Origin of the sequence: Rahnella sp. PAMC25617, from assembly GCF_050606005.1 — a bacterium.
Lineage (GTDB): Bacteria > Pseudomonadota > Gammaproteobacteria > Enterobacterales > Enterobacteriaceae > Rahnella > Rahnella variigena.
The window spans coordinates 43,871-64,431 of record NZ_JBOCUM010000018.1 but is presented as its reverse complement, the minus strand read 5'-3'; the positions used below and the strand labels follow the sequence as shown (position 1 = coordinate 64,431).

20 protein-coding genes are annotated in these 20,561 nt (G+C 52.3%); 11 read left to right on the top strand and 9 right to left on the bottom strand.

From position 1 onward, the window contains the following. Window positions 1–79: 79 nt before the first annotated feature. Together ACM615_RS21180 and ACM615_RS21175 are read left to right on the top strand one after the other, a co-directional pair. Window positions 80–1,114 (top strand): LacI family DNA-binding transcriptional regulator, encoded by a 1,035-nt coding sequence (locus ACM615_RS21180; protein ID WP_431012489.1) that lies wholly within the window; start codon window positions 80–82, stop codon window positions 1,112–1,114. Between the two features lie 102 nt (window positions 1,115–1,216). After that, window positions 1,217–2,293, top strand: coding sequence for an ABC transporter ATP-binding protein (locus tag ACM615_RS21175; protein WP_129637854.1), 1,077 nt, complete (start codon window positions 1,217–1,219; stop codon window positions 2,291–2,293). 48 nt (window positions 2,294–2,341) lie between these two features. Here ACM615_RS21175 and glpT read toward each other — a convergent pair whose 3' ends face one another. The 4 genes from glpT to ACM615_RS21155 form a co-directional block, all read right to left on the bottom strand. After that, on the bottom strand, window positions 2,342–3,694 hold the full coding sequence (gene glpT / locus ACM615_RS21170) for a glycerol-3-phosphate transporter (RefSeq protein ID WP_129637855.1): 1,353 nt from the start codon (window positions 3,692–3,694) through the stop codon (window positions 2,342–2,344). A gap of 456 nt (window positions 3,695–4,150) precedes the next feature. Further along, window positions 4,151–4,384: a hypothetical protein gene (locus tag ACM615_RS21165; protein ID WP_240783272.1), complete on the bottom strand. Its 234-nt coding sequence runs from the start codon at window positions 4,382–4,384 to the stop codon at window positions 4,151–4,153. Between the two features lie 320 nt (window positions 4,385–4,704). Continuing rightward, entirely contained in the window at window positions 4,705–5,271 is a 567-nt protein-coding gene (locus tag ACM615_RS21160; RefSeq protein WP_112290529.1) for a DcrB family lipoprotein, read from the bottom strand. A 124-nt stretch (window positions 5,272–5,395) separates the two neighbouring features. Further along, window positions 5,396–6,067, bottom strand: a complete 672-nt coding sequence (locus tag ACM615_RS21155; protein ID WP_112290530.1) for a 7-cyano-7-deazaguanine/7-aminomethyl-7-deazaguanine transporter — start codon at window positions 6,065–6,067, stop codon at window positions 5,396–5,398. A gap of 233 nt (window positions 6,068–6,300) precedes the next feature. On the opposite strand from ACM615_RS21155, the gene tusA reads away from it, so the two are divergent. Continuing rightward, window positions 6,301–6,561, top strand: coding sequence for a sulfurtransferase TusA (tusA, locus tag ACM615_RS21150; RefSeq protein ID WP_112290532.1), 261 nt, complete (start codon window positions 6,301–6,303; stop codon window positions 6,559–6,561). Between the two features lie 51 nt (window positions 6,562–6,612). Here tusA and ACM615_RS21145 read toward each other — a convergent pair whose 3' ends face one another. The 4 genes from ACM615_RS21145 to rsmD all read right to left on the bottom strand — a co-directional run bounded on the left by ACM615_RS21145 (window position 6,613) and on the right by rsmD (window position 10,934). Then, window positions 6,613–8,970 (bottom strand): zinc/cadmium/mercury/lead-transporting ATPase, encoded by a 2,358-nt coding sequence (locus ACM615_RS21145; protein WP_431012488.1) that lies wholly within the window; start codon window positions 8,968–8,970, stop codon window positions 6,613–6,615. A 225-nt stretch (window positions 8,971–9,195) separates the two neighbouring features. Beyond that, window positions 9,196–9,822 (bottom strand): lysoplasmalogenase, encoded by a 627-nt coding sequence (locus ACM615_RS21140; RefSeq protein WP_112290535.1) that lies wholly within the window; start codon window positions 9,820–9,822, stop codon window positions 9,196–9,198. Between the two features lie 220 nt (window positions 9,823–10,042). After that, on the bottom strand, window positions 10,043–10,321 hold the full coding sequence (locus tag ACM615_RS21135) for a DUF1145 family protein (RefSeq protein ID WP_013577475.1): 279 nt from the start codon (window positions 10,319–10,321) through the stop codon (window positions 10,043–10,045). A 1-nt stretch (window position 10,322) separates the two neighbouring features. Beyond that, entirely contained in the window at window positions 10,323–10,934 is a 612-nt protein-coding gene (gene rsmD / locus ACM615_RS21130; protein WP_113878024.1) for a 16S rRNA (guanine(966)-N(2))-methyltransferase, read from the bottom strand. Window positions 10,935–11,160: 226 nt separating this feature from the next. Here rsmD and ftsY point away from each other — a divergent pair, with 226 nt between their 5' ends. The 8 genes from ftsY to ACM615_RS21090 all read left to right on the top strand — a co-directional run bounded on the left by ftsY (window position 11,161) and on the right by ACM615_RS21090 (window position 20,078). Continuing rightward, complete coding sequence (gene ftsY, locus ACM615_RS21125) at window positions 11,161–12,684, top strand: signal recognition particle-docking protein FtsY (protein ID WP_431012487.1); 1,524 nt, start codon at window positions 11,161–11,163, stop codon at window positions 12,682–12,684. Window positions 12,685–12,689: 5 nt separating this feature from the next. Further along, window positions 12,690–13,352 carry a cell division ATP-binding protein FtsE gene (gene ftsE, locus ACM615_RS21120; protein WP_013577472.1) on the top strand — a complete coding sequence of 221 codons (663 nt, stop codon included), beginning with the start codon at window positions 12,690–12,692 and terminating at the stop codon, window positions 13,350–13,352. Further along, a complete protein-coding gene (ftsX, locus tag ACM615_RS21115; RefSeq protein ID WP_112290540.1) occupies window positions 13,352–14,332 on the top strand; it encodes a permease-like cell division protein FtsX in 981 nt (326 codons plus the stop codon). Before ftsE ends, ftsX begins: the two co-directional genes overlap by 1 nt. 318 nt (window positions 14,333–14,650) lie before the next feature. Beyond that, a complete protein-coding gene (gene rpoH / locus ACM615_RS21110) occupies window positions 14,651–15,508 on the top strand; it encodes an RNA polymerase sigma factor RpoH (RefSeq protein WP_112290541.1) in 858 nt (285 codons plus the stop codon). Between the two features lie 256 nt (window positions 15,509–15,764). Next, window positions 15,765–16,535, top strand: a complete 771-nt coding sequence (locus ACM615_RS21105; RefSeq protein ID WP_243701114.1) for an IclR family transcriptional regulator — start codon at window positions 15,765–15,767, stop codon at window positions 16,533–16,535. Between the two features lie 7 nt (window positions 16,536–16,542). Continuing rightward, window positions 16,543–17,448: a dihydrodipicolinate synthase family protein gene (locus ACM615_RS21100; protein WP_431012486.1), complete on the top strand. Its 906-nt coding sequence runs from the start codon at window positions 16,543–16,545 to the stop codon at window positions 17,446–17,448. Between the two features lie 17 nt (window positions 17,449–17,465). After that, window positions 17,466–18,680 carry an L-rhamnonate dehydratase gene (gene rhmD, locus ACM615_RS21095; protein ID WP_113878037.1) on the top strand — a complete coding sequence of 405 codons (1,215 nt, stop codon included), beginning with the start codon at window positions 17,466–17,468 and terminating at the stop codon, window positions 18,678–18,680. Between the two features lie 96 nt (window positions 18,681–18,776). Then, the gene (locus ACM615_RS21090; RefSeq protein WP_165929055.1) at window positions 18,777–20,078 is read left to right on the top strand and encodes an MFS transporter; all 1,302 of its coding nucleotides are present in this window, start codon (window positions 18,777–18,779) and stop codon (window positions 20,076–20,078) included. A gap of 41 nt (window positions 20,079–20,119) precedes the next feature. Here ACM615_RS21090 and panM read toward each other — a convergent pair whose 3' ends face one another. Further along, entirely contained in the window at window positions 20,120–20,497 is a 378-nt protein-coding gene (gene panM / locus ACM615_RS21085) for an aspartate 1-decarboxylase autocleavage activator PanM (RefSeq protein WP_431012485.1), read from the bottom strand. Window positions 20,498–20,561 lie beyond the last annotated feature (64 nt).

Genomic DNA, 20,561 nt, shown 5'->3' with positions numbered 1-20,561 from the left:
AGCCTGTTTGCTGTGAGTATATATGGGCTAATTTATTGCATTTCAGAGGCAGGGCTTCCTTTATTCACAACATTCAGGAGTGTGTAAGCTGAGTAAGATAACGTTAAAGTCAATTGCCCGCGAATTAGGCGTGACGCACACCACGGTGTCGAATGCATTTAATAATCCGGGCAAACTGTCAGAATCATTAAGAAAACGAATAATCGATTATGCGCATTCCGTTAATTTCTACGGGCCTGACAATCTTGGTCGGGCATTGCGTACCGGGAAATCGGATGCCATCGGGATTATTTTTAACGACACGCTCAGTTATGTGTTTACAGACAGTCATGACGTGCAGCTTATGCAAGGCATCGCCGGTGAATGTGACCGAAAAGGAGTCAGCATTATCCTGATCCCGTTGCATATCGGGCAGGGCGCGAGGGCCAGTGTCATCAATACGGCTGTAGATGGCTATATCCTTAATGCGACACACAATAATGACCAGATCATCGCCAAAGCGTTGTCCAAAAATCTGCCCGTGGTGACTACGGATTTTAAAATTCCCTCGCACAGCAGCGTATCCATTGATAACGACAGGGCGATGAGGGAAATCTGTCTGCACCTGCTGGAAAAAGGGCACCGTGAATTTGGGATTATTTCATTCCCTTCACTGCAGGGACGAAAGGGTGTGATGCCATTGAGTCAACGTGTTTCCGGTGATAATCAGGTGATGATTACCCGTGTGAATGCCTGCGTGGCAACTTTCCGGGAATGGAATATTGATCTGAATAAATGCTTTCTTTGCGAAACGAACCATCATGAAATATTTGGCGAAATAGCTGCCAGGGACTTACTGATAAGTAATACCGGTATAACCGCGTTTATTTGCCTTTCCGACCGCTTCGCACAGGGTGCCATTAATTATTGCCGGAAAACCGGTTTATCTGTTCCGGGAAATATCGCCGTTACTGGTTTTGATAATATTCCCCGGCCAGCGGATAAGATCGGGCTCACGACAATCGCGCAGGACCCGGTTAAAAAAGGTGAAATAGCCGCAGCCCTGTTGCTGGAAGGAAAAACCAATATTCACCACGACCTGGAGTTTAGGTTAATTATACGTGGTTCTACCTGATATCTGGCGGGGCCATCAGGACGCAATGACCGATGTTGACGGAATACTGCTCACCCTTGCCGGGGCATAACCGCGCATCTTTTTGTTTCAAAGGACAACGCTATGTCAGGCTTAACGCTAAAAAACGTCAAAAAATACTATGGCAAAACAGCCGTGATCCCCGATTTAACTCTGGAGATCCGTTCCGGTGAATTTCTGGTGCTGGTAGGGCCGTCGGGCTGTGGTAAATCAACATTGCTGCGCATGATTGCCGGGCTGGATGGGCTGAGCGGCGGGACCATCCACATTGAGGACACTGACGTGACGGAGTTGCCCGCCGGAAAGCGTGGTCTGTCGATGGTATTTCAATCCTACGCGCTTTATCCGCACATGACCGTCAGGCAGAATCTGGCGTTTGGTCTGAAGAATATCCGAACGCCACCGGCTGAAATTGCCCGACGCATCAGCGAAGCGGCTCTGATCCTGCGGCTGGACGAGATGCTCGACCGGTTGCCGCAAAATCTTTCCGGCGGGCAGCGTCAGCGCGTCGCCATCGGTCGCTCTATCGTTCAGCAGCCGAAAGTATTTTTGTTTGACGAGCCGCTGTCGAATCTTGATGCCGCGCTGCGCGTTCAGATGCGTCAGGAAATCAGTCAGCTTCACGCCCGACTGAAAAACACCATGATTTACGTGACCCACGATCAGGTCGAAGCCATGACGCTGGCGGACCGGATTGTGGTGCTTAATCAGGGCAATATTGAGCAGATTGGTTCGCCGGTTGAACTGTACAACTGTCCGGCCAGTTTGTTTGTTGCCGGATTTATCGGTACGCCGAAAATCAATGTGATCCCCGCACAGGTGACGGGCCGCCAGTTGTGTATTGACGGGCAGCCGATGTTTTCGCTGGGCAATAAATTCCCCGCGGCGCAGGATGGACAAACCGTGTCGCTGGCGATCCGCCCTGAGCTGTTGCGCCTGAATGAAGCGACGGAACACGCATTTGACGTTTTAGTCGATTTCACAGAATTGCAGGGCGATGCCACGCTGGTATACGCGCGTTTCGGCGAGCACATCCTGAAAATGAAATCGTCGAAACAGCTCTCTTTTGCTAAAAACACGCCGCTCAGTTTTGGATTTAATGCCGCCAGTATTTTACTGTTTGATGCAGCGGGCAGACGGATCCCTTCTGAAGCTGTGTAAAACAAAAAAAGGCACCTTTCGGTGCCTTTCGACGAACATCAAAACCAATCAGGCATTTTTCTTCAGTTGCGCTTTGTGTTTGTTCTCGCTGAGCATGGTCAGTAAAAGCAACACAACGGCCAGCACACAACCGGCAATCATCACGATAAACCCGCCGTCCCAGCCAAAGTAATCCACGGTATAGCCGACAATGGCGCTGGCCGCGACCGAGCCGCCCAGATAACCAAACAGCCCGGTAAAACCTGCCGCGGTTCCGGCCGCTTTTTTCGGTGCCAGTTCCAGCGCATGTAAACCAATCAACATCACAGGCCCGTAAATCAGGAAGCCGATGGTGATCATACAGGCCATATCAATGCCCGGATTGCCGACCGGATTTAGCCAGTAAACGACGGTTGCGATAGTCACCAGCACCATGAAGAACACGCCGGTCGCGCCGCGGTTGCCTTTAAACACTTTGTCCGACATCCAGCCGCACAGCAGCGTGCCGGGGATCCCTGCGTATTCATAAAGGAAATACGCCCACGAGGATTTATCCAGCGCAAAATGCTTCACTTCTTTCAGGTAAGTCGGTGACCAGTCCAGGATCCCGTAGCGCAGCAGATAAACAAAAACGTTAGCCAGCGCGATATACCACAGCAATTTGTTCGGCAAAATGTACTGCATGAAAATCTGTTTCGCCGTCAGTTCCTGCTCGGCAGACTCTTTCACATAGTCCGGCGGGTAATCGTTTTTGTATTCTTCAATCGGCGGCAGGCCGCAGGATTGCGGCGTATCGCGCATGGTCATGAAGGCAAATACCGCCAGCAGGATCGCGCCGAAGGCTGGCATATACAGCGCCGCATGCCAGTCGTTAAACCACGCCATGCCCAGCAGGAACAGCAGCGGAGGAATACCCCCACCGACGTTATGCGCGCAGTTCCATACCGACACCACGCCGCCGCGTTCTTTCTGCGACCACCAGTGAACCATGGTGCGACCGCACGGCGGCCAGCCCATTCCCTGGAACCAGCCGCAGAGGAACAGCAACACAAACATGATGGCAATGCTCGATGTTGCCCACGGCACGAAGCCCATAAACAACATCACTGCAGCAGCCAGAATTAAACCTGCGGGCAGGAAAACACGCGGATTCGAGCGGTCAGACACTGACCCCATAATGAATTTTGATATGCCGTAAGCAATGGAAATCCCGGACAGCGCAAAACCGAGATCTCCACGGGAAAAGCCCTGATCAATCAGATAAGGCATGGCCAGCGCGAAATTTTTGCGCACCAGATAGTAGGCCGCATACCCGAAGAATATCCCCATAAAGATTTGCCAGCGGAGACGGCGGTAGAGCGGATCGACGTGGGCCTCATCAACAGGAGCTTTGTGGGGCGCGGGTTTAAAGATACTGAGCATAAATGCCTCCGATGGCATAAATCAGGTGGGACTCATCGTGAGCCACGGACGAAATGGCGAAGCCGGTGTGTTCCAAAACGAACATCATTTTAGCTATTCGCGCACAAACGAACTGTGATTTATGACGGAAATGTTACATTTTTATTACAGCGGAGGCGGGTTTGTGAGATTGAGTAACAGCATAAGACAAAAAAAGCGGAGACTGAGCCCCGCCTGGCAGGTCTTTGACGTTTCAAAAGACTTATATAATTAGATTGCATGAAATTTACCGTGAGAATAAAAAAACGAAAACTAACATCAACAGGAAAAACACCCCAATTGACTGTATCGCGATGTCAGGAAAAAAACTCACCATAAATACACCGAAAATCACAGTTATAATTAATGGAATGTAAGTCCAGAAAAAATAAGACAGTTGATGTTTAAACCACCGCTTTAAAAAATCGATCATGACATTCACTTTACCATATCAATTATTGTTTTTGCGACTTCATCATCTGATGTAAGATTCGTGCTAAATGAGCGGGCTTTCATATAAACAGGTTCAACTAAAAAATACATCATTTCTAATTTTCGCATATACAACGCGTAATAATACGCGGGGCTAAGAACCTGCAAACGTTCTGCACTCTCTGCGGCTTCCTGTACGTATCCGTATAAGCCTATTCCGGCAGCGGCAAGTGCGGACACCTTGCTAATTTTCTGGCTGAAGCTGGTATGAATATTGAATCCAAGGCAAATGGACGTTGTTATGCCTAATGCAACTTATTAATAATGAAATCACTATGGTACATAACTTATTCCTTAAGTTAATTATTCCATTTTATGATGTGTACTGGTTAATATATATAACAATACTATCAGTTACTCTCTGTTCTATATCACTGTACTTCATTGAAAGTAATAAAACGTTATCTGTTCCGCTTATAAAGTGAATTTTTTGAGTGGCAGTAACAGCATAAAAAAAGGCGGAGCCTGAGCCCCGCCTGATATTTTTAATACCTCTGAATTTATTGAATTTTCAGGGTGTTGATAATGGTTTCTGCATCGGTCTGCGCCTGCTGCTGATTATCCGCTGGCAGGGTGATTTGCAGGGTCAGCAAATGGCTGTCTACTTTGCCCAGTACGATGGAGGAGTAAGCTTTCTGACCCGCAGAAGTGATCACGGTATCCAGTTGTTGCAGCGTCTGGCCATTGACCTGAATAGATTTATTGGTCACAACCTGCAGATTGGTATCACGAGCTTTTTGCTGATCCTGTAAACGACCCGCCAGAACATCCAGCGATTCGGTGGTGTTATCACCCAGGATCACAATCACGGCTTTCTGACCGGTGCTGTCAGCGTACACATGCATATTGTTTGCCTGAGTGCCCAGCTTACCGCTCTGGTCGCTCATTCCCTGCGGCAGGGAGAAGGTGACTTTACCTTCCAGCAGGCTGACCGGTACGGTCGCTGCCGTTGCTGAGGCCGCTGGCGCACCTTTATCTGCGGCAGGTGCATCGGTAGTTTTACCGTCACACGCAGCCAGACCAGCGATCAGTACTGCCATTCCCATCATTTTCGCGATATTACGCATCGGGCTTCCTTAAGTGGCCTGTTAACCAGGCTTACATGTTGACTTAACAGCCTTTATGGCAACCTATTCAGGCCACAAAAGCAAGTCAGATTATGGCGCGATTTGTGTCTTCCCCGCTCACAGTTTAGTGCACGCGGACGGCAGAATGCGGGTTATTTCCCTGCGCGGATAAACGCTTAAGCAGCATATTCAGCAGCATGCCGTACATCGGCAGGAAGAATACCAGGCAGATCAGCACCTTGAATGTGTAATCCACCATCGCGATTTCCACCCAGTGCTGCGCCATAAAAGCATCGGTACTTTTGTAGAAAGCGATAAAGAAGAAGGACAGGGTATCGCTGATATTGCCGAGGAACATTGAGGCCACCGGCGCTATCCACCAGCGGCGATTCTGACGCAGGCGGTTAAACACGTGAACGTCAAGAATTTGCCCCAGCACATACGCCATAAAACTGGCGGTGGCGATACGCGCGACCATGATATTCAGGCTGCTGAGTGCTTCTGCTCCCTGCCATTGCGCTTCAAAGAATAACGCCGAGATGACATAGGAAATCGCCAGCGCAGGCACCATCACGGAAAGTATAATCCGTCGTGCCAGCGGCGCGCCGAATATACGGACGGTCAGGTCAGTAGCCAGAAAAATGAACGGGAAGGTGAACGCGCCCCAGGTGGTATGGAAACCAAAAATGGAGACGGGTAACTGAACCAGATAGTTACTGGAAGTGATGATGGCAATGTGGAATAGCGAAAGCCATATCAGCGCGGAAAACCGCTGCTGAGCAGTAAAGGAGTACATATATATGACCTTTTTTTATGAACAAATTGGGGTGAGGGAACCCAAATACCCTGCGTTCTTGAAGCTGTCGCAGGGGCGTTAGCGGTTTGCGGCGCGCATAGTACCTGTTTGCACACCGTTTGCGCAACAGATCCGACGGTTAATTTTAGCGCAGTGAGCCGTGTCAGTTGCGCGGGAAATCCAGCGGGTTAAACTATCAGGCTTTGCCGCGCCCAAAGATGTTGAGACACGAAATGACCGATCCCTTTATCAATCCCGACCATCAGCTTGATGCGCTCGGCCTGCGTTGCCCGGAACCTGTGATGATGGTTCGCAAAGCGGTACGCACCATGAAAGATGGCGAAACGCTGTTGATCATCGCCGATGATCCGGCAACGACCCGCGATATTCCCGGTTTCTGCCGTTTTATGGAACATACGCTGCTGGCATCGGATACCGAAGCTCAGCCGTATCGCTATTTATTGTGCAAAGGTTTAGTCGAAAAACAGGGCTGATAGCTCAGCCCTGAGTCTTGTCTGCTGCGATTACGTTCGCATCGATTAAGCTTATTTCGATTTATTGCGCAACAGCCTTAGCGCATTGGCGGTGACCAGCGCCGTTGCGCCGGAGTCCGCCAGCACGGCCAGCCACAATCCGGTCAGCCCCATCAGCGTGGTGACCAGGAAAATCGCTTTCAGCCCCAGCGCGATCGTGATGTTCTGACGGATATTTGCCCGGGTGGCGCGTGACAGGCTGATCATCTGCGCCAGCCCGCTCAGACGGTTGTGCGTCAGTGCGGCATCCGCCGTTTCCAGCGCGACGTCCGTTCCGCTTCCCATCGCAATACCGATAGTCGCGGCTTTCATCGCCGGCGCATCGTTAATGCCATCACCGACCATTGCCACCGGTTTTTGCGCATTCAGCGCGGTGACCGCCGAGACTTTATCCGCAGGCAGTAAACCGGCGCGGAAATCAATGCCCAGCCGGTCAGCGATGGTTTTCGCAGCCCGCGGATTGTCACCGGTCAGCATCACTGCTGAAACGCCGAGTGCTTTAAGTTTCTGCAACGCCTCTGCCGCGTCATCACGCAGACGATCCTGCATGGCAATCAGCCCGATCGCATTATTTTCCTGCAACACTACCACCACGGTTTTTCCGGTGGATTCCCAGTCAGTAATTTGCGTAAGGGTTTCCGCTGTCAGACTGTTTTCAGTCACGCTTTTTGGTGCCAGTACCTGAATTTTGCGACCTGAAACGAGACCTTCCACGCCTGAACCGGCCAGCGCGCGGCGATCCTGCGCCGTGAGCGGTAACGGATTACTGATTTTTGCACGGGCTAAAATCGCCTGTGCCAGCGGGTGATGCGAACCTTCTTCCACCGCCGAGGCCAGACTTAACACTTCGCCTTCACTGGCACCGTTCAGGATTAAAACGTCAGTGACTTCGGGCTTGCCTTCGGTCAGTGTGCCGGTTTTATCCAGCGCTACGGTTTGAATCAGCGCCAGTTGTTCCAGCGCTGCACCGCCTTTGATTAAAGCGCCCTGACGCGTCGCCGCGGCCAGCCCGGAGGTGATCGCTGCCGGCGTTGAAATTACCAGGGCGCACGGGCAACCAATCAGCAATAAAGTCAGCCCGCGGTAAATCCAGGTTTCCCACGACAGTCCCATTGCCAGCGGCGGAACGACAATCACCAGCAGCGCCATCAGCATAATGACCGGTGTGTAATAGCGGCTGAAAGTATCGAGGAAACGCTCGATTGGCGCACGGCGTTCATCGGCTTCTTCGATCAGTTGCAGGATGCGGTCGATGGCGCTGTTGCCGGGTGCAGAAGCCACTTCCAGACGTGCGAGGCGGTCAACGCACAGGCTGCCCGCGGGGACTTTCTCACCGGGCTGATGGTCTACAGGTACCGACTCGCCGGTCAGGGCACTTTCATCGAAACTGGCAGCGCTTTGCAAAATGGCATCGGCGGGCAGACGTGCGCCTGCGGCGATTTCGATAATGTCGCCGGGACGCAAACTGCTGACCGGCACGGTTTCAGATTTACCATTCACTACGCGGACGGCGGTATCGGGTATCAGCGCCATCAGGGATTTCACACCGCTGCGCGCCCGGTTGGCGGCAAAGGATTCAAGGCGTTCGCCGACCATAAACAGCAGCAACACCATCGCCGCTTCGGCAGTGGCACCGATAAACAGCGCGCCGATTGCGGCAATGCTCATCAGGGTCTCGATGGCGAAAGGCGAGCCGGAACGGGTCTGGCGAATAGCCTGACGAAGCACCGGCCAAAGTCCTACCAGTGTGGTGGCGATAAACGCAATTTCACCCATTTGCGGGTTGAAATGGTCGAGCACCCAGCTCAGCAGCATCAGAACCGAAAGGACGATCAGCGGCAGCGCCTCTTTCAGACGTGACTCTTCCGGTTGCGGAGTATGTTGATTTTTATCGAGGGATTGCAGGATAAAACCTGCACCGGTCACGGCCTGTATCACGTTTTGTGAGATGTCGTGGCTGGCATCAATGACCAGTTTTTCTGTCGCGAAAAGCACTCTGGCGCGGTTTACGCCATCAAGACCGGCGACAGAATTTTCGATTTTGCGGGCACAGGCCGGGCAATCCATACCTTCCACTTTCCAGCTGTATTGCTGAGTGCCGGAAGGCGGCGCGCTGGGGTCATCTTCGCCCGGCGAACCTTCTGTGCTGCCGTCATCAGAAGTATGTGAGTGCTCACCTGCTTTCGGCGCACAGCAACTGTCAGAAGTGGTGGCACAAGCCGACGCCGCCAGCGGGGATTTATCACTGCAACAGCTGGCAGGATGTGTACCGGACTGGGCAATAGCGCCGATTTTGTTGATATGCAGTCCAGGCGCGCGTTTGCCCTGACATCCGCAGCTACAGCTGTTGTTATTTTTCATTGGGATCATAAAGCCTCCGGTTCGAAACCGAGTGGAATTACGACCAGTGTAAACCCTGGAGTCAGCTCTAAGGTCAAGCAATTTTAATCCCCTTCATACTTTGAGCTGCAGATGCGTTAGCTGCCCTCAGTCACCCGAATCACTTACCTGAGTAAGCTCATCGGGATTCCTTCAGTTGCCGCCTTTCTGCAACTCGAATTATTTTGGGGATTGTAGTCAGTGTTATTGAGTCATTTACAAATAAAGTGAGCGGACGATCAGGAAGTGACCGCCAAAGTAACAGGCGGCGACCAGTGCGTCTGCCGCACGGAATTTGAAGCGATAGCGGCTGACCAGCCACAGAATATTCGCCAGCAGCAACAGCACCGCGCCGCAGAACAGCGAAAACGCCATGTCGGTACTGCGCGCGAAATACTGCTCGCCTGCCAGCCAGACCATCAGCAGGGTCATCGCGATGTAAGTGGTCACTGGCCATCTCAGTTCGGCCAGCCGCGTCCAGATCACTGCCAGCAATATGGCGCCGATAATCAGCAGCGTCAGTGGCAACGGCCAGAAGAAGGTAATGGTCATCTGGCTGGCGAAACTCAACGTATACAGCAGATGCGAGAGGAAGAACGCGCCGATGGCGTACATGAACCGCTCTTCAGGCAGCAACAACAGGCCGTCTGCCACCAGCGTCGCCGCCAGTCCCAGCAGGATCAGGTAGCTATAAACATTGAGCGTGGGTGCCTGCCAGGCAAGCAAAAGCAGCAGCAGTAAGGTGACGGGTTTAAACACCCAGCGCTGCCAGCGCGGGCCGCGATAGCTGGCGTCAACGAATAACCAGCCAGAGAAAAATACTGCGAGGAATGGCCAACTCATTGTTTATCCTTTTAAATGTAAGAACAGAACATGGAAACGATGCAAGGATCTGCCTTCAGGAAAACACATCCTGTTTTCCTGTACTTGCTTTCAGTGTAGGAGAGAGGGCACACCGGCGACAATCAGAAATCCCCGTAACGACGGGTCTGATTAACGCAGTTTTAAAACAGTGGGGCGACGCAGGAAATGAACGGCGCCTGACGCGCCGTCAATACAGGCATTACTTTTTAGCGGGCAGCGGCGGCTGTTTTTTCTGCCACGCCATCAGTTCGAACACGCCGAACAGGAAGATGCGGGTTTGCAGCCACGGGCCGATGGTGTCCTTTTCCTTGCCCTGCGTGGCTTTAAGCAGCATCACCTGCAGGCCGTGCATAAAGAACATGAACACAATCGCCACGTCTAAAAAGTATTTGATCGGCTTCGGGAACGGGTGGATCAGGTTAAACGCCAGAAACGCCCAAATACATAACATCAACAACCGACCAATATTGATCAACATCTTACTGCTCCTGTTCTGGTGAGCCGGTTTCAGGCGTCACATCGCGATGGTAGAGGCGATAAGCAACTTGTCCGGCGACTTTTTCACGGTGCAGCCGCCAGCTGGCGGGCACATCCAATGTACCGTGCTCGGCTTCTGTTTCGACATAAATCCAGGCTTCATCCGCCAGCCACTGGTTTTGCTCCAGCAGGTTCAGGGTGTCTTGCAGAATGCCTTTACGGAAAGGCGGATCGAGGAAAACCACATCAAAGGCATTTCCGGCTTTTGCCAGCCAGTTCAATGTATTGACGTTAAATACTTTCGCATCACTGGCGTTTAGCAGCGCCAGGTTTTTCTCTAACTGTTGCGCAACCGGGCGTTCAAACTCCAGCAGTGTGGCGCTGGCCGCATAACGTGACAAGGCTTCCAGACCGAGCGCGCCGCTGCCTGCAAAACAGTCCAGGCAATGTGCGCCCTGTAAAACCGGCGCCAGCCAGTTAAACAGCGTTTCGCGTACGCGATCGGTGGTCGGGCGCAGTCCCGGGCTATGTGGAACCGGAAGTTTGCGTCCGCGCCATTGTCCGCCAATAATTCGGATCTGGCCGGCGGCGGGAGTGTTGGGTTTCTTTGCCATAGTTCGCTTGTGTAATCCAAAGCCGTCAGGCTTCGTTGCATATCGTTTGGAAGGCTATTCTACCGGTGTGCAGCCATTGGGCAAATGTTTAACATTGTCGATTGAAAAACCACCGGAATTCAATACGCGGGCGTGTTGCCTGCAGGGGAAAGTGATAGACTGCCTGACCATAACCCTATTAATAATCCGTTCGCCAGTCATTAACGGCGAGGAGTGAAGTTGTAAAATGGCAAAAGATAAAAAACGCGGTTTCTTCTCCTGGTTTGGCCGTGGCCGTCAGGAAGAAGAGCAGCAGAAGGAAGAAATCCGCGAAGAACAGCCTGTTATTGAAGAACAGTCTGTTGTTGAAGAACATGCGGTCGTTGAAGAACATCCGCTAGCGGAAGAGCCGGGTATTCCGGTTGAGCAGCATCCTGGCGAATGGGATACCGCAGCCTCCGCAGAATCTGCGGCAGAAATCGCACCTGTGGTTGAACCTGAGCCAGAAGTCGAACCGGCACCGGAAGTGGAACCTGAGCCAGAAATTGAGCCGGAACCGCTGAAAGAACCTGAACCGGTTCGCGAACAGGCCGCCGCTGAACTGGCAGAAGAAATTGTTCACATCACCGAACAGGTTGCTGCGCAGCCAGTGGTGGTTGAAGACGATCTGATTGAAGAAGATGTTGCTGAAGACGAATTTGCTGAATCGGCCGAAGAAATTGCCGAAGACGAACGTCTTGATGCCATTGATTATGTTGATGATTCTGTCGCAGCCGAAGAACCACTGCCGGTGGCGCTGGATCCTATCGTCGTTTTACCTGCCGGTGAAACCGAGCAGGAGCGTCCGACCAAAGAAGGTTTCTTTGCGCGTTTGAAACGCAGTCTGGTCAAAACCAAGCAGAATCTGGGTTCCGGTTTTGTCGGCCTGTTCCGCGGTAAGAAAATCGACGACGATCTGTTCGAAGAGCTGGAAGAACAGCTGTTAATCGCCGACGTTGGCGTCGAAACTACCCGTAAAATCATTGCTTCACTGACCGAACACGCTTCGCGTAAACAGCTGAAAGATGCTGACGCGCTGTACGGTAAGCTGAAGGAAGAAATGTCCGAAATACTGGCGAAAGTTGACGAGCCACTGGATGTCAGCGGGAAAACCCCGTATGTCATTCTGATGGTTGGTGTAAACGGCGTCGGTAAAACTACCACCATCGGTAAAATGGCGCGCCAGTTTGAAGCACAGGGTAAATCTGTGATGCTGGCGGCGGGCGATACGTTCCGTGCCGCAGCCGTTGAACAGTTGCAGGTCTGGGGTCAGCGCAACAAGATCCCGGTGATTGCACAGCATACCGGTGCCGATTCCGCGTCCGTTATCTTCGATGCGATTCAGGCGGCGAAAGCCCGTAATATCGACGTGCTGATTGCCGATACTGCCGGGCGTTTGCAGAACAAAGCGCACCTGATGGAAGAGCTGAAGAAAATCGTCCGCGTGATGAAGAAGCTCGACGAAGATGCGCCGCATGAAGTGATGCTGACGCTCGATGCCAGCACCGGCCAGAATGCGGTGAGTCAGGCGAAATTATTCAACGAAGCCGTCGGGCTGACCGGGATAACGCTGACTAAACTGGATGGCACCGCGAAAGGCGGCGTGATCTTTGCCATCGCCGATCAGTTCAGCATTCCGATCCGCTACATTGGTGTCGGTGAAGGTATCGAAGATTTAAGGCCGTTTAAGGCAGACGATTTTATTGAGGCACTTTTTGCCCGAGAGGATTAATACGGATGATTCGCTTTGAACAGGTCAGTAAAGCTTATCTGGGCGGACGACAGGCGCTTCAGGGCGTCAACTTTCACATCCAGCAAGCGGAAATGGCATTTCTGACCGGACACTCAGGCGCGGGTAAAAGTACCCTGCTCAAGCTGATTTGCGGCATTGAACGCCCGAGTGCTGGACATATTTTGTTTGGCGGCCATGACATCAGCCGTCTGAAATCCAGCGAAGTGCCATTTCTGCGTCGTCAGATCGGCATGATCTTTCAGGATCACCATCTGCTGATGGATCGCACCGTGTATGACAACGTGGCGATGCCGCTGATCATTTCCGGAGCCAGCAGCGAAGATATTCGCCGTCGCGTGTCGGCTGCGCTGGATAAAGTCGGATTACTGGATAAAGCGAAGAACCTGCCAATCCAGCTTTCCGGCGGTGAACAACAACGTGTGGGCATCGCCCGTGCGGTGGTGAACAAGCCTGCGGTGCTGCTGGCGGATGAACCGACCGGTAATCTCGATGGCGAATTGTCGGAAGGCATTTTGCGTCTGTTCGAAGAATTTAACCGCGTCGGCGTCACCGTTCTGATGGCGACGCATGATGTGGGTCTTATTGCCCGTCGTAATTACCGTACGCTGACGCTGAGTCAGGGGCGTATGTCGGGAGGGGTGTACTAATGGCGAACAGTCCGAACCCGGCGAAAACCGCAAAAAGCGCCCGTGCCGCAAAAAGCAAAGCGTTGCAGGGTGGCTGGCGCGAACAGTGGCGTTATGCGTGGATGAACGCGCTGGCTGACATGCTGCGTCAGCCGCTGGCAACACTGCTCACGGTGATGGTAATCGCGATTTCCCTGACGCTACCGAGCGTCTGTTATCTGGTGTGGAAAAACGTCAGTACCGCGGCAGAACAGTGGTATCCGACGCCGCAGCTGACCGTGTATCTCGACAAAGCGCTGGATGATGACGCCGCAGAAAACGTGGTGAAAACCCTCAAAACAGAAGCGGGCGTGGATAAAGTTAATTATCTGTCCCGTGAAGAAGCGATGGGCGAGTTCCGCAACTGGTCTGGCTTTGGCGGCGCAATGGACATGCTGGAGCAAAACCCGCTGCCAGCGGTGGCTATCATCACGCCTAAAATGAATTTCCAGGATTCTGCGACACTCAACACCTTGCGCGACCGCGTGGCGGCCGTTCATGGCGTGGATGAAGTGCGTATGGATGACAGCTGGTTTGCCCGTCTTGCGGCGCTCACCGGTCTGGTCGGGCAGATTGCGGCGATGATCGGCGTGCTGATGGTGATCGCCGTCTTCCTGGTTATTGGTAACAGTGTGCGACTGAGCATCTTCAGCCGACGCGATACCATCAACGTGATGAAGCTGATTGGCGCGACCGACGGGTTCATACTCAGACCGTTCCTGAATGGCGGCGCGATGCTCGGTTTCACCGGCGCATTGTTGTCGCTGATCCTCTCAGAAGTGCTGGTGCTGCGCCTTGAGAGTGTAGTGACCCAGGTGGCACAGGTGTTCGGTACCACCTTTGACCTGCACGGTCTGGGCTGGGATGAAAGCCTGCTGCTGCTGATCGTGTCCGCGATGATTGGCTGGATTGCCGCCTGGCTGGCGACGGTTCAACATTTACGGCGATTTACACCACAGTAGCGATAATTTGCTATAATGTTCCCCTGCTGCTCAGTCTTTGTGTACAGGGGAACAGCCGATTCTTGCTATATCGTCCCATCATTTTCCTGCTTCCCCTGCAATGGCACAAATTCACTATCCAATAGTCAGTCTGTCACATACAGTCATCAGACTGTTGAATCTGTCCGTGAACTTTATGTAAAATTCGTGGTCGTAGAGCAGCGAATATGAAGGGCTCGGCGTTGCTTTGTTGTCGCCCCTGAAGGCCAGCAACGTAGCGGTATCATCCCGCAGCAACGTGGTATAAAACCTGCATTACGTCATACATGAGAGGCTTGAATGACCAAAGAAATGCGCACTTTAGCATTAGTACCCCAAGGTAGCCTGGAAGCCTATGTTCGGGCCGCCAATGCCTATCCTATGCTCACCGCAGAGGAAGAACGGGCGCTGGCTGAACGGCTGCATTACGACGGTGACCTGGAAGCAGCGAAAGAGCTGATCCTGTCTCACCTGCGCTTTGTTGCTCACATTGCCCGCAACTATTCAGGTTACGGTTTGCCACAGGCAGACCTTATCCAGGAAGGGAATATCGGCCTGATGAAAGCGGTTCGCCGTTTTAATCCGGAAGTCGGTGTGCGTCTGGTGTCCTTTGCCGTGCATTGGATCAAAGCAGAAATTCACGAATATGTGCTGCGTAACTGGCGCATCGTGAAAGTCGCCACCACCAAAGCGCAGCGTAAGCTGTTCTTTAACCTGCGTAAAAACAAACAGCGTCTGGGCTGGTTCAGCCACGACGAAGTAGAGCACGTTGCCCGCGAACTGGGTGTGACCAGCAAAGATGTGCTGGAAATGGAATCACGCATGGCCGCACAGGACATGACGTTTGATCCGACCCCGGACGATGAACCACGCGACGGCGCTGCGATGGCACCGATGCTGTATCTGCAAGACAAGAGTTCTGATTTTGCAGAAACCATCGAAGAAGATAACTGGGATCAGGACGCGACAGACAAACTTTCTTCTGCAATGGAAGGTCTGGATGAGCGCAGCCAGGATATCATTCGTGCCCGCTGGTTAGACGACGAAAACAAATCGACTCTGCAGGAGCTTGCCGATAAATACGGTGTATCCGCAGAACGTGTTCGTCAGCTGGAAAAGAACGCGATGAAAAAACTGCGTGTGGCAATCGAAGCCTGATAAACGCAGTTTCCGAAGTGAAAAAGCGACCTTTATGGTCGCTTTTTTTATGCCTGAAATTCCCCTCTGAACGCCCCTGTTAATTCCAGAATACTGGAATTATTCTGAATATTTTCCCTTTTAAATCATCTGGTTATTCCAGCATGTTGGAATATTCAACTTTATAGAGAACTCAATCACAGAGGATCACAAGCGTCCTGTCGTCTGTTCATTTTTGCCTCTATAACTTGTCCATCTCAACAGAATGGATTCCAGCATGATGGAATTAATCGCTAAATCAAAAGTTCCGGCACTGACGCGCGCCGTCGCCATTCTCGACATCATTTCCCGGCAAGGACAGTGCAACGCGAACCAGCTGGTCAGTGAACTGGGGATGCCCAAAAGCACCGTGTATCTGCTGCTGGAGGAACTGAAAAATCAGCGTTTAGTTACGCAGTCAAATTCCGGTAATTACCGCCTCGGGCTCAGATTGCTGGAGCTGGGCAGTCAGGTTTCCCGCCAGCTCGATTTGCGCAATGTCGCACTCCCGCATCTGAAAGCACTGATGCACGACACCGGGCTGCTCTGTCATCTCGGCGTGCTGGACGGGGATACGCCGATTTATCTGATCAAAGTCGAGAGCCAGTCGAATATTCAGGTTCGCACCTGGGAAGGAAAACGCCTGTCTCTGTGCCGCTCTTCGCTGGGCAAATGTCTGCTGACCTGGTGCGGTCGTGAACGTCAGGACGCACTGATTGCTGCACTGGAATTCAGCCCGGTATTGCCCAACTCGCTGACCAGTGCTCAGCAGCTGCGCACGGCGTTACAGCAAATCCATCAGCGCGGATGGGCTTTCGATGATGAAGAAGATGTGGCGAATATCCGCTGTATCAGCGCGCCGGTATTCAATGCAGCACATCGCGTCACGGCAGCGATTTCCGTCGTGGGCACCACCTTGCATGTCATGCCGGAAAATATCGACGCACTGGCTGACAAGGTAAAAAAAACCGCCTGGGAAATCTCCAGGGATCTGGGCTACAAAGCATAAGGAATCAATGATGTTACGACCTTCAGGAGTCATCAGCGCCATGTTAACCCCCTGGAAAGCAGGGCAGCCAGACATGGACATGTTGCGCAAAATTGTCGATTTTCAGATAGCGGCTGGCCTGAGTGCTCTGTTCCCGGTGAGTTCGGTGGGCGAAGCCGGTTATATGGACGTTGAGCAAAAGCGTGCGGTAGTCGAAACCGTCGTTGAACAGACTGCCGGACGTGTCCCCGTCTGGGCAGGGATCCCGGCGACCACGACGGATGAAAGCATCGCACTGGCACATGCGGCAGAACGTGCCGGTGCCAGCGGGGTCGTGCTGATGCCGCCTTCGTTTTATCACTATGATGCTGCGACGCTGACCAGTGTTTTTCGCCAGGTTGCCAGCACGGTAAATCTGCCGTTATGCCTGTATAACATCCCATTTTTTGCCGATCCGTTAAATGCCGAAAGTGTCGCTGAACTGGCAGCCCATCCGAATATTGTCGGTATTAAAGATTCCAGCGGTGATGCCGTCGGCATGATGAAAATGCTGTCCTGTTGTCCGCGGGAAGACGCAGATTTTGCTGTGATGACCGGCCGGGAAGAATTTTTCTTCTCCGCATTATGTGCCGGAGCCACCGGCAGCGTGACCGCGACCGCAGGCGTTTTGCCGGAAGTGATGTGTAAAATTTATGATCTCTTCAGCGAAGGAAAAACGGAACAATCGAAGGCATTACAATTTGCCGCATTACCCGTGATGTCGATGATGGCGTCATTGCCTTTTCCTCTGGGATATAAACTCGGCATGTCATTACGTGGTTTCCCGTTGGGCGAAAATAAAATTCCGCTTTCGGATGAAATAAAGCAAAAGATAGATGATTTAAGCTTTTCCCTGAATAAAGAAATAACCTCTCTCCTTACCCTGATAAAATAAACGGAGTTTATATTATGATGGAATCAAGAGTATTACCTAAAATTAAAGAAATTCGTGCATATTTCATGGGCGGTGCGACCGCAGAAAAAGGCAGTGGCGGTGCGGATTATCATGACCAGCAGGAAAAACACTGGATCGACGATAAAGTCTGTACGCCAATGAGTAAATATAAAGAATATGAACAATCCCGACAGTCATTCGGTATTAACGTATTGGGTACGCTGGTGGTTGAAATAGAAGCCGACAATGGCGTCACCGGTTTTGCGGTGTCTACGGCGGGTGAAATGGGGTGTTTTATTGTCGAAAAACATCTCAACCGTTTTATTGAAGGGCGCTGTGTCTCAGAAATCAAACTGATCCACGACCAGATGATGCGATCCACGATGTTCTACGCCGGCAGCGGCGGTCTGGTGATGAATACGATTTCCTGCGTCGACCTGGCGCTGTGGGATCTGTTCGGTAAATGTGCGCAACTGCCGGTGTATAAACTGCTCGGGGGCGCAGTGCGCGATGAAATCCAGTTCTATGCTACCGGTTCACGTCCGGATCTGGCCAAAGAGATGGGCTTCATCGGTGGCAAAATGGTGACGCATTTTGGCCCGCATGATGGCGACCACGGCGTACGTGAAACGGCTGCTATGGTGGCGGATATGCGCGAGAAATGCGGCCCGGATTTCTGGCTGATGCTTGACTGCTGGATGTCGATGGACGTTAATTTCGCTACCAAAGTGGCGCATGCCTGTGCGCCGTATAACCTCAAATGGATTGAGGAATGTCTGCCGCCGCAACAGTATGAAGGTTACCGCGAAATCAAACGCAACGCACCAGCCGGGATGATGGTCACCACCGGCGAACACCACGGCACGCTGGAGTCTTTCCAGACGTTGTCAGAAACCGGCGTCGATATCATGCAGCCTGACGTGGGCTGGTGTGGCGGGCTCACCACCTTGCTGGAAATCGCCGCCATCGCCAAGGCGAAAGGGCAATTAGTGGTGCCGCACGGTTCCTCCGTGTATTCACATCATGCGGTGATTACCTTCACCAATACGCCTTTCAGCGAGTTCCTGATGACTGCACCTGAGGCTGACCACACCCGTGCGCAGTTTGCGCCAATCCTGCTTGATGAGCCGGTGCCGGTGAACGGACGTATTCATAAATCGGTACTGGATAAACCGGGATTCGGGGTGGAATTAAATCCTGAGTGCAAATTAACCCGCCCATATCAGCATTAATTTCTGCGACAGATTATTTATCCGAACGTTTACTTCGGCCTGTTATTGATATTATTTTTTGACTAATAACAGGCCGGTTATAAAAAGGTTCATATTATGACGACGATATTAAATAAAGCCGTTGAGAAAACCCGCTGGCGTCTGATTCCTTTTATGCTTTCGTTATATATATTGGCCTTTCTGGATCGGGCGAATATTGGTTTTGCGAAAGAGTCTTATCAGATTGATACCGGATTAAGTAATGAAGCTTTTGCGATGGGGGCGGGAATATTCTTCGTCGCTTATGCTTTTCTCGGTGCGCCGGGAAATTTATTAATGAAAAAGTTCGGTGCCAAACAATGGATTGGCTGCACCACGCTGGTGTGGGGCGTTCTCTCGTCAGCAATGGCTTTTGCCGACACGGAATTCAAATTCCTGCTGGTGCGTTTTCTGCTGGGTGCTGCCGAGGCCGGATTCTTCCCCGGCATGATCTACCTGACATCCCTGTGGTTCCCGGCCAAAAACCGGGCTTCGGTGATGGGATTATTTTATATGGGCGTTCCGCTGGCGCTGACGTTTGGCAGCCCGCTTTCCGGTGCGTTGCTGGAGATGCACGGTTTTGCCGGACATCCGGGCTGGTTCTGGATGTTTATGATTGAAGGGGTGCTGGCGGTGATGGCCGGTATCTGGACATTCTGGTATCTCGATAATGGCCCGTCGACGGCGCGTTTCCTGTCAGCTGAACAAAAACAGGCGCTGATCGGTGAACTGGCGAAAGAAGAGAAACTGAAACAGAATTCACGCCTGCGGGATGCCTTCAGCATTCCGGCGATTTGGCACCTCGGGCTGGTTTATCTGATTATTCAGATTGGCGTATACGGGCTGATTTTCTTCCTGCCGACGCAGGTCGCCAGTTTGCTGGGAACAAAAGTCGGTTTCAGTGCGTCGCTGATCGCGTCTGTTCCCTGGATTGCGGCGATGTTCGGCACCTTCTTTATTCCGCGCTATGCCGATAAAACTGGCCATTTACGCTCGATAGCCGCGTTCACCTTACTGGCCGCCGGGCTGGGGATTGGGGGTTCTGCTCTGGTTGCCAGTCCGGTGCTGGCGATAGGTGCGCTGTGCTTTGCCGCCGTTGGGTTTATTGCCGTACAGCCGGTGTTCTGGACCATTCCGACCACGTTGCTCAGCGGCAGTGCGCTGGCGGCGGGGATTGGTTTCATCAATCTGTTCGGGGCGATTGGCGGATTCCTGGCACCACAAATCCGTGTGGCCGCGGATAGTATGTTCTCGAATAATATTGCCGGCTTACTCACCCTTTGCGGCATCACGTTGTTTGGCGTGGTCGCGATAGCGTTTCTCAGGGCAAAACCTGAAACACCAAAATTGCCGGAGAGCCAGCTGAAAACCAGTCAGTAAAAGGGAAACCCAGGCGCCCGGGGACGGGTCGCCTGTAGCACTTATTTGCGCCACACACCTTTTTCATTGCGAAAACCACATGCCTGCATAAACGCATCCAGCACGGGCTCAGGTTCTGCTTTCATCGTCCAGCTTTTCACCTGCGGCAGCTGCGCCTGCACATCTTCCATCAGATACAGCCCGACACCGCGACGACGCGTGACGTCGCGCACCAGCAAATCACTCAGTTCAGCCTGATTGCCATCAAGCGCAATTTTCACCGCGCCCAGAATGCGTTCATTAAACACCGCCGCAAACAGCGCACGGTCGTTTTGCAGGCTGGCTTGCCAGTCACTTTCGGTTTGCTCCGGCCAGATTTTTGCCAGATCGATCAGGTCCTGCGCGCTGAGTGACGTCAGTTTTTGGATAGTTAGTTTCATGATGCGGAAGGTCAGAAAAAGGAGGCGATCAGTGTAGCGGATCGTTCTGCAGAACGGGCGTAAC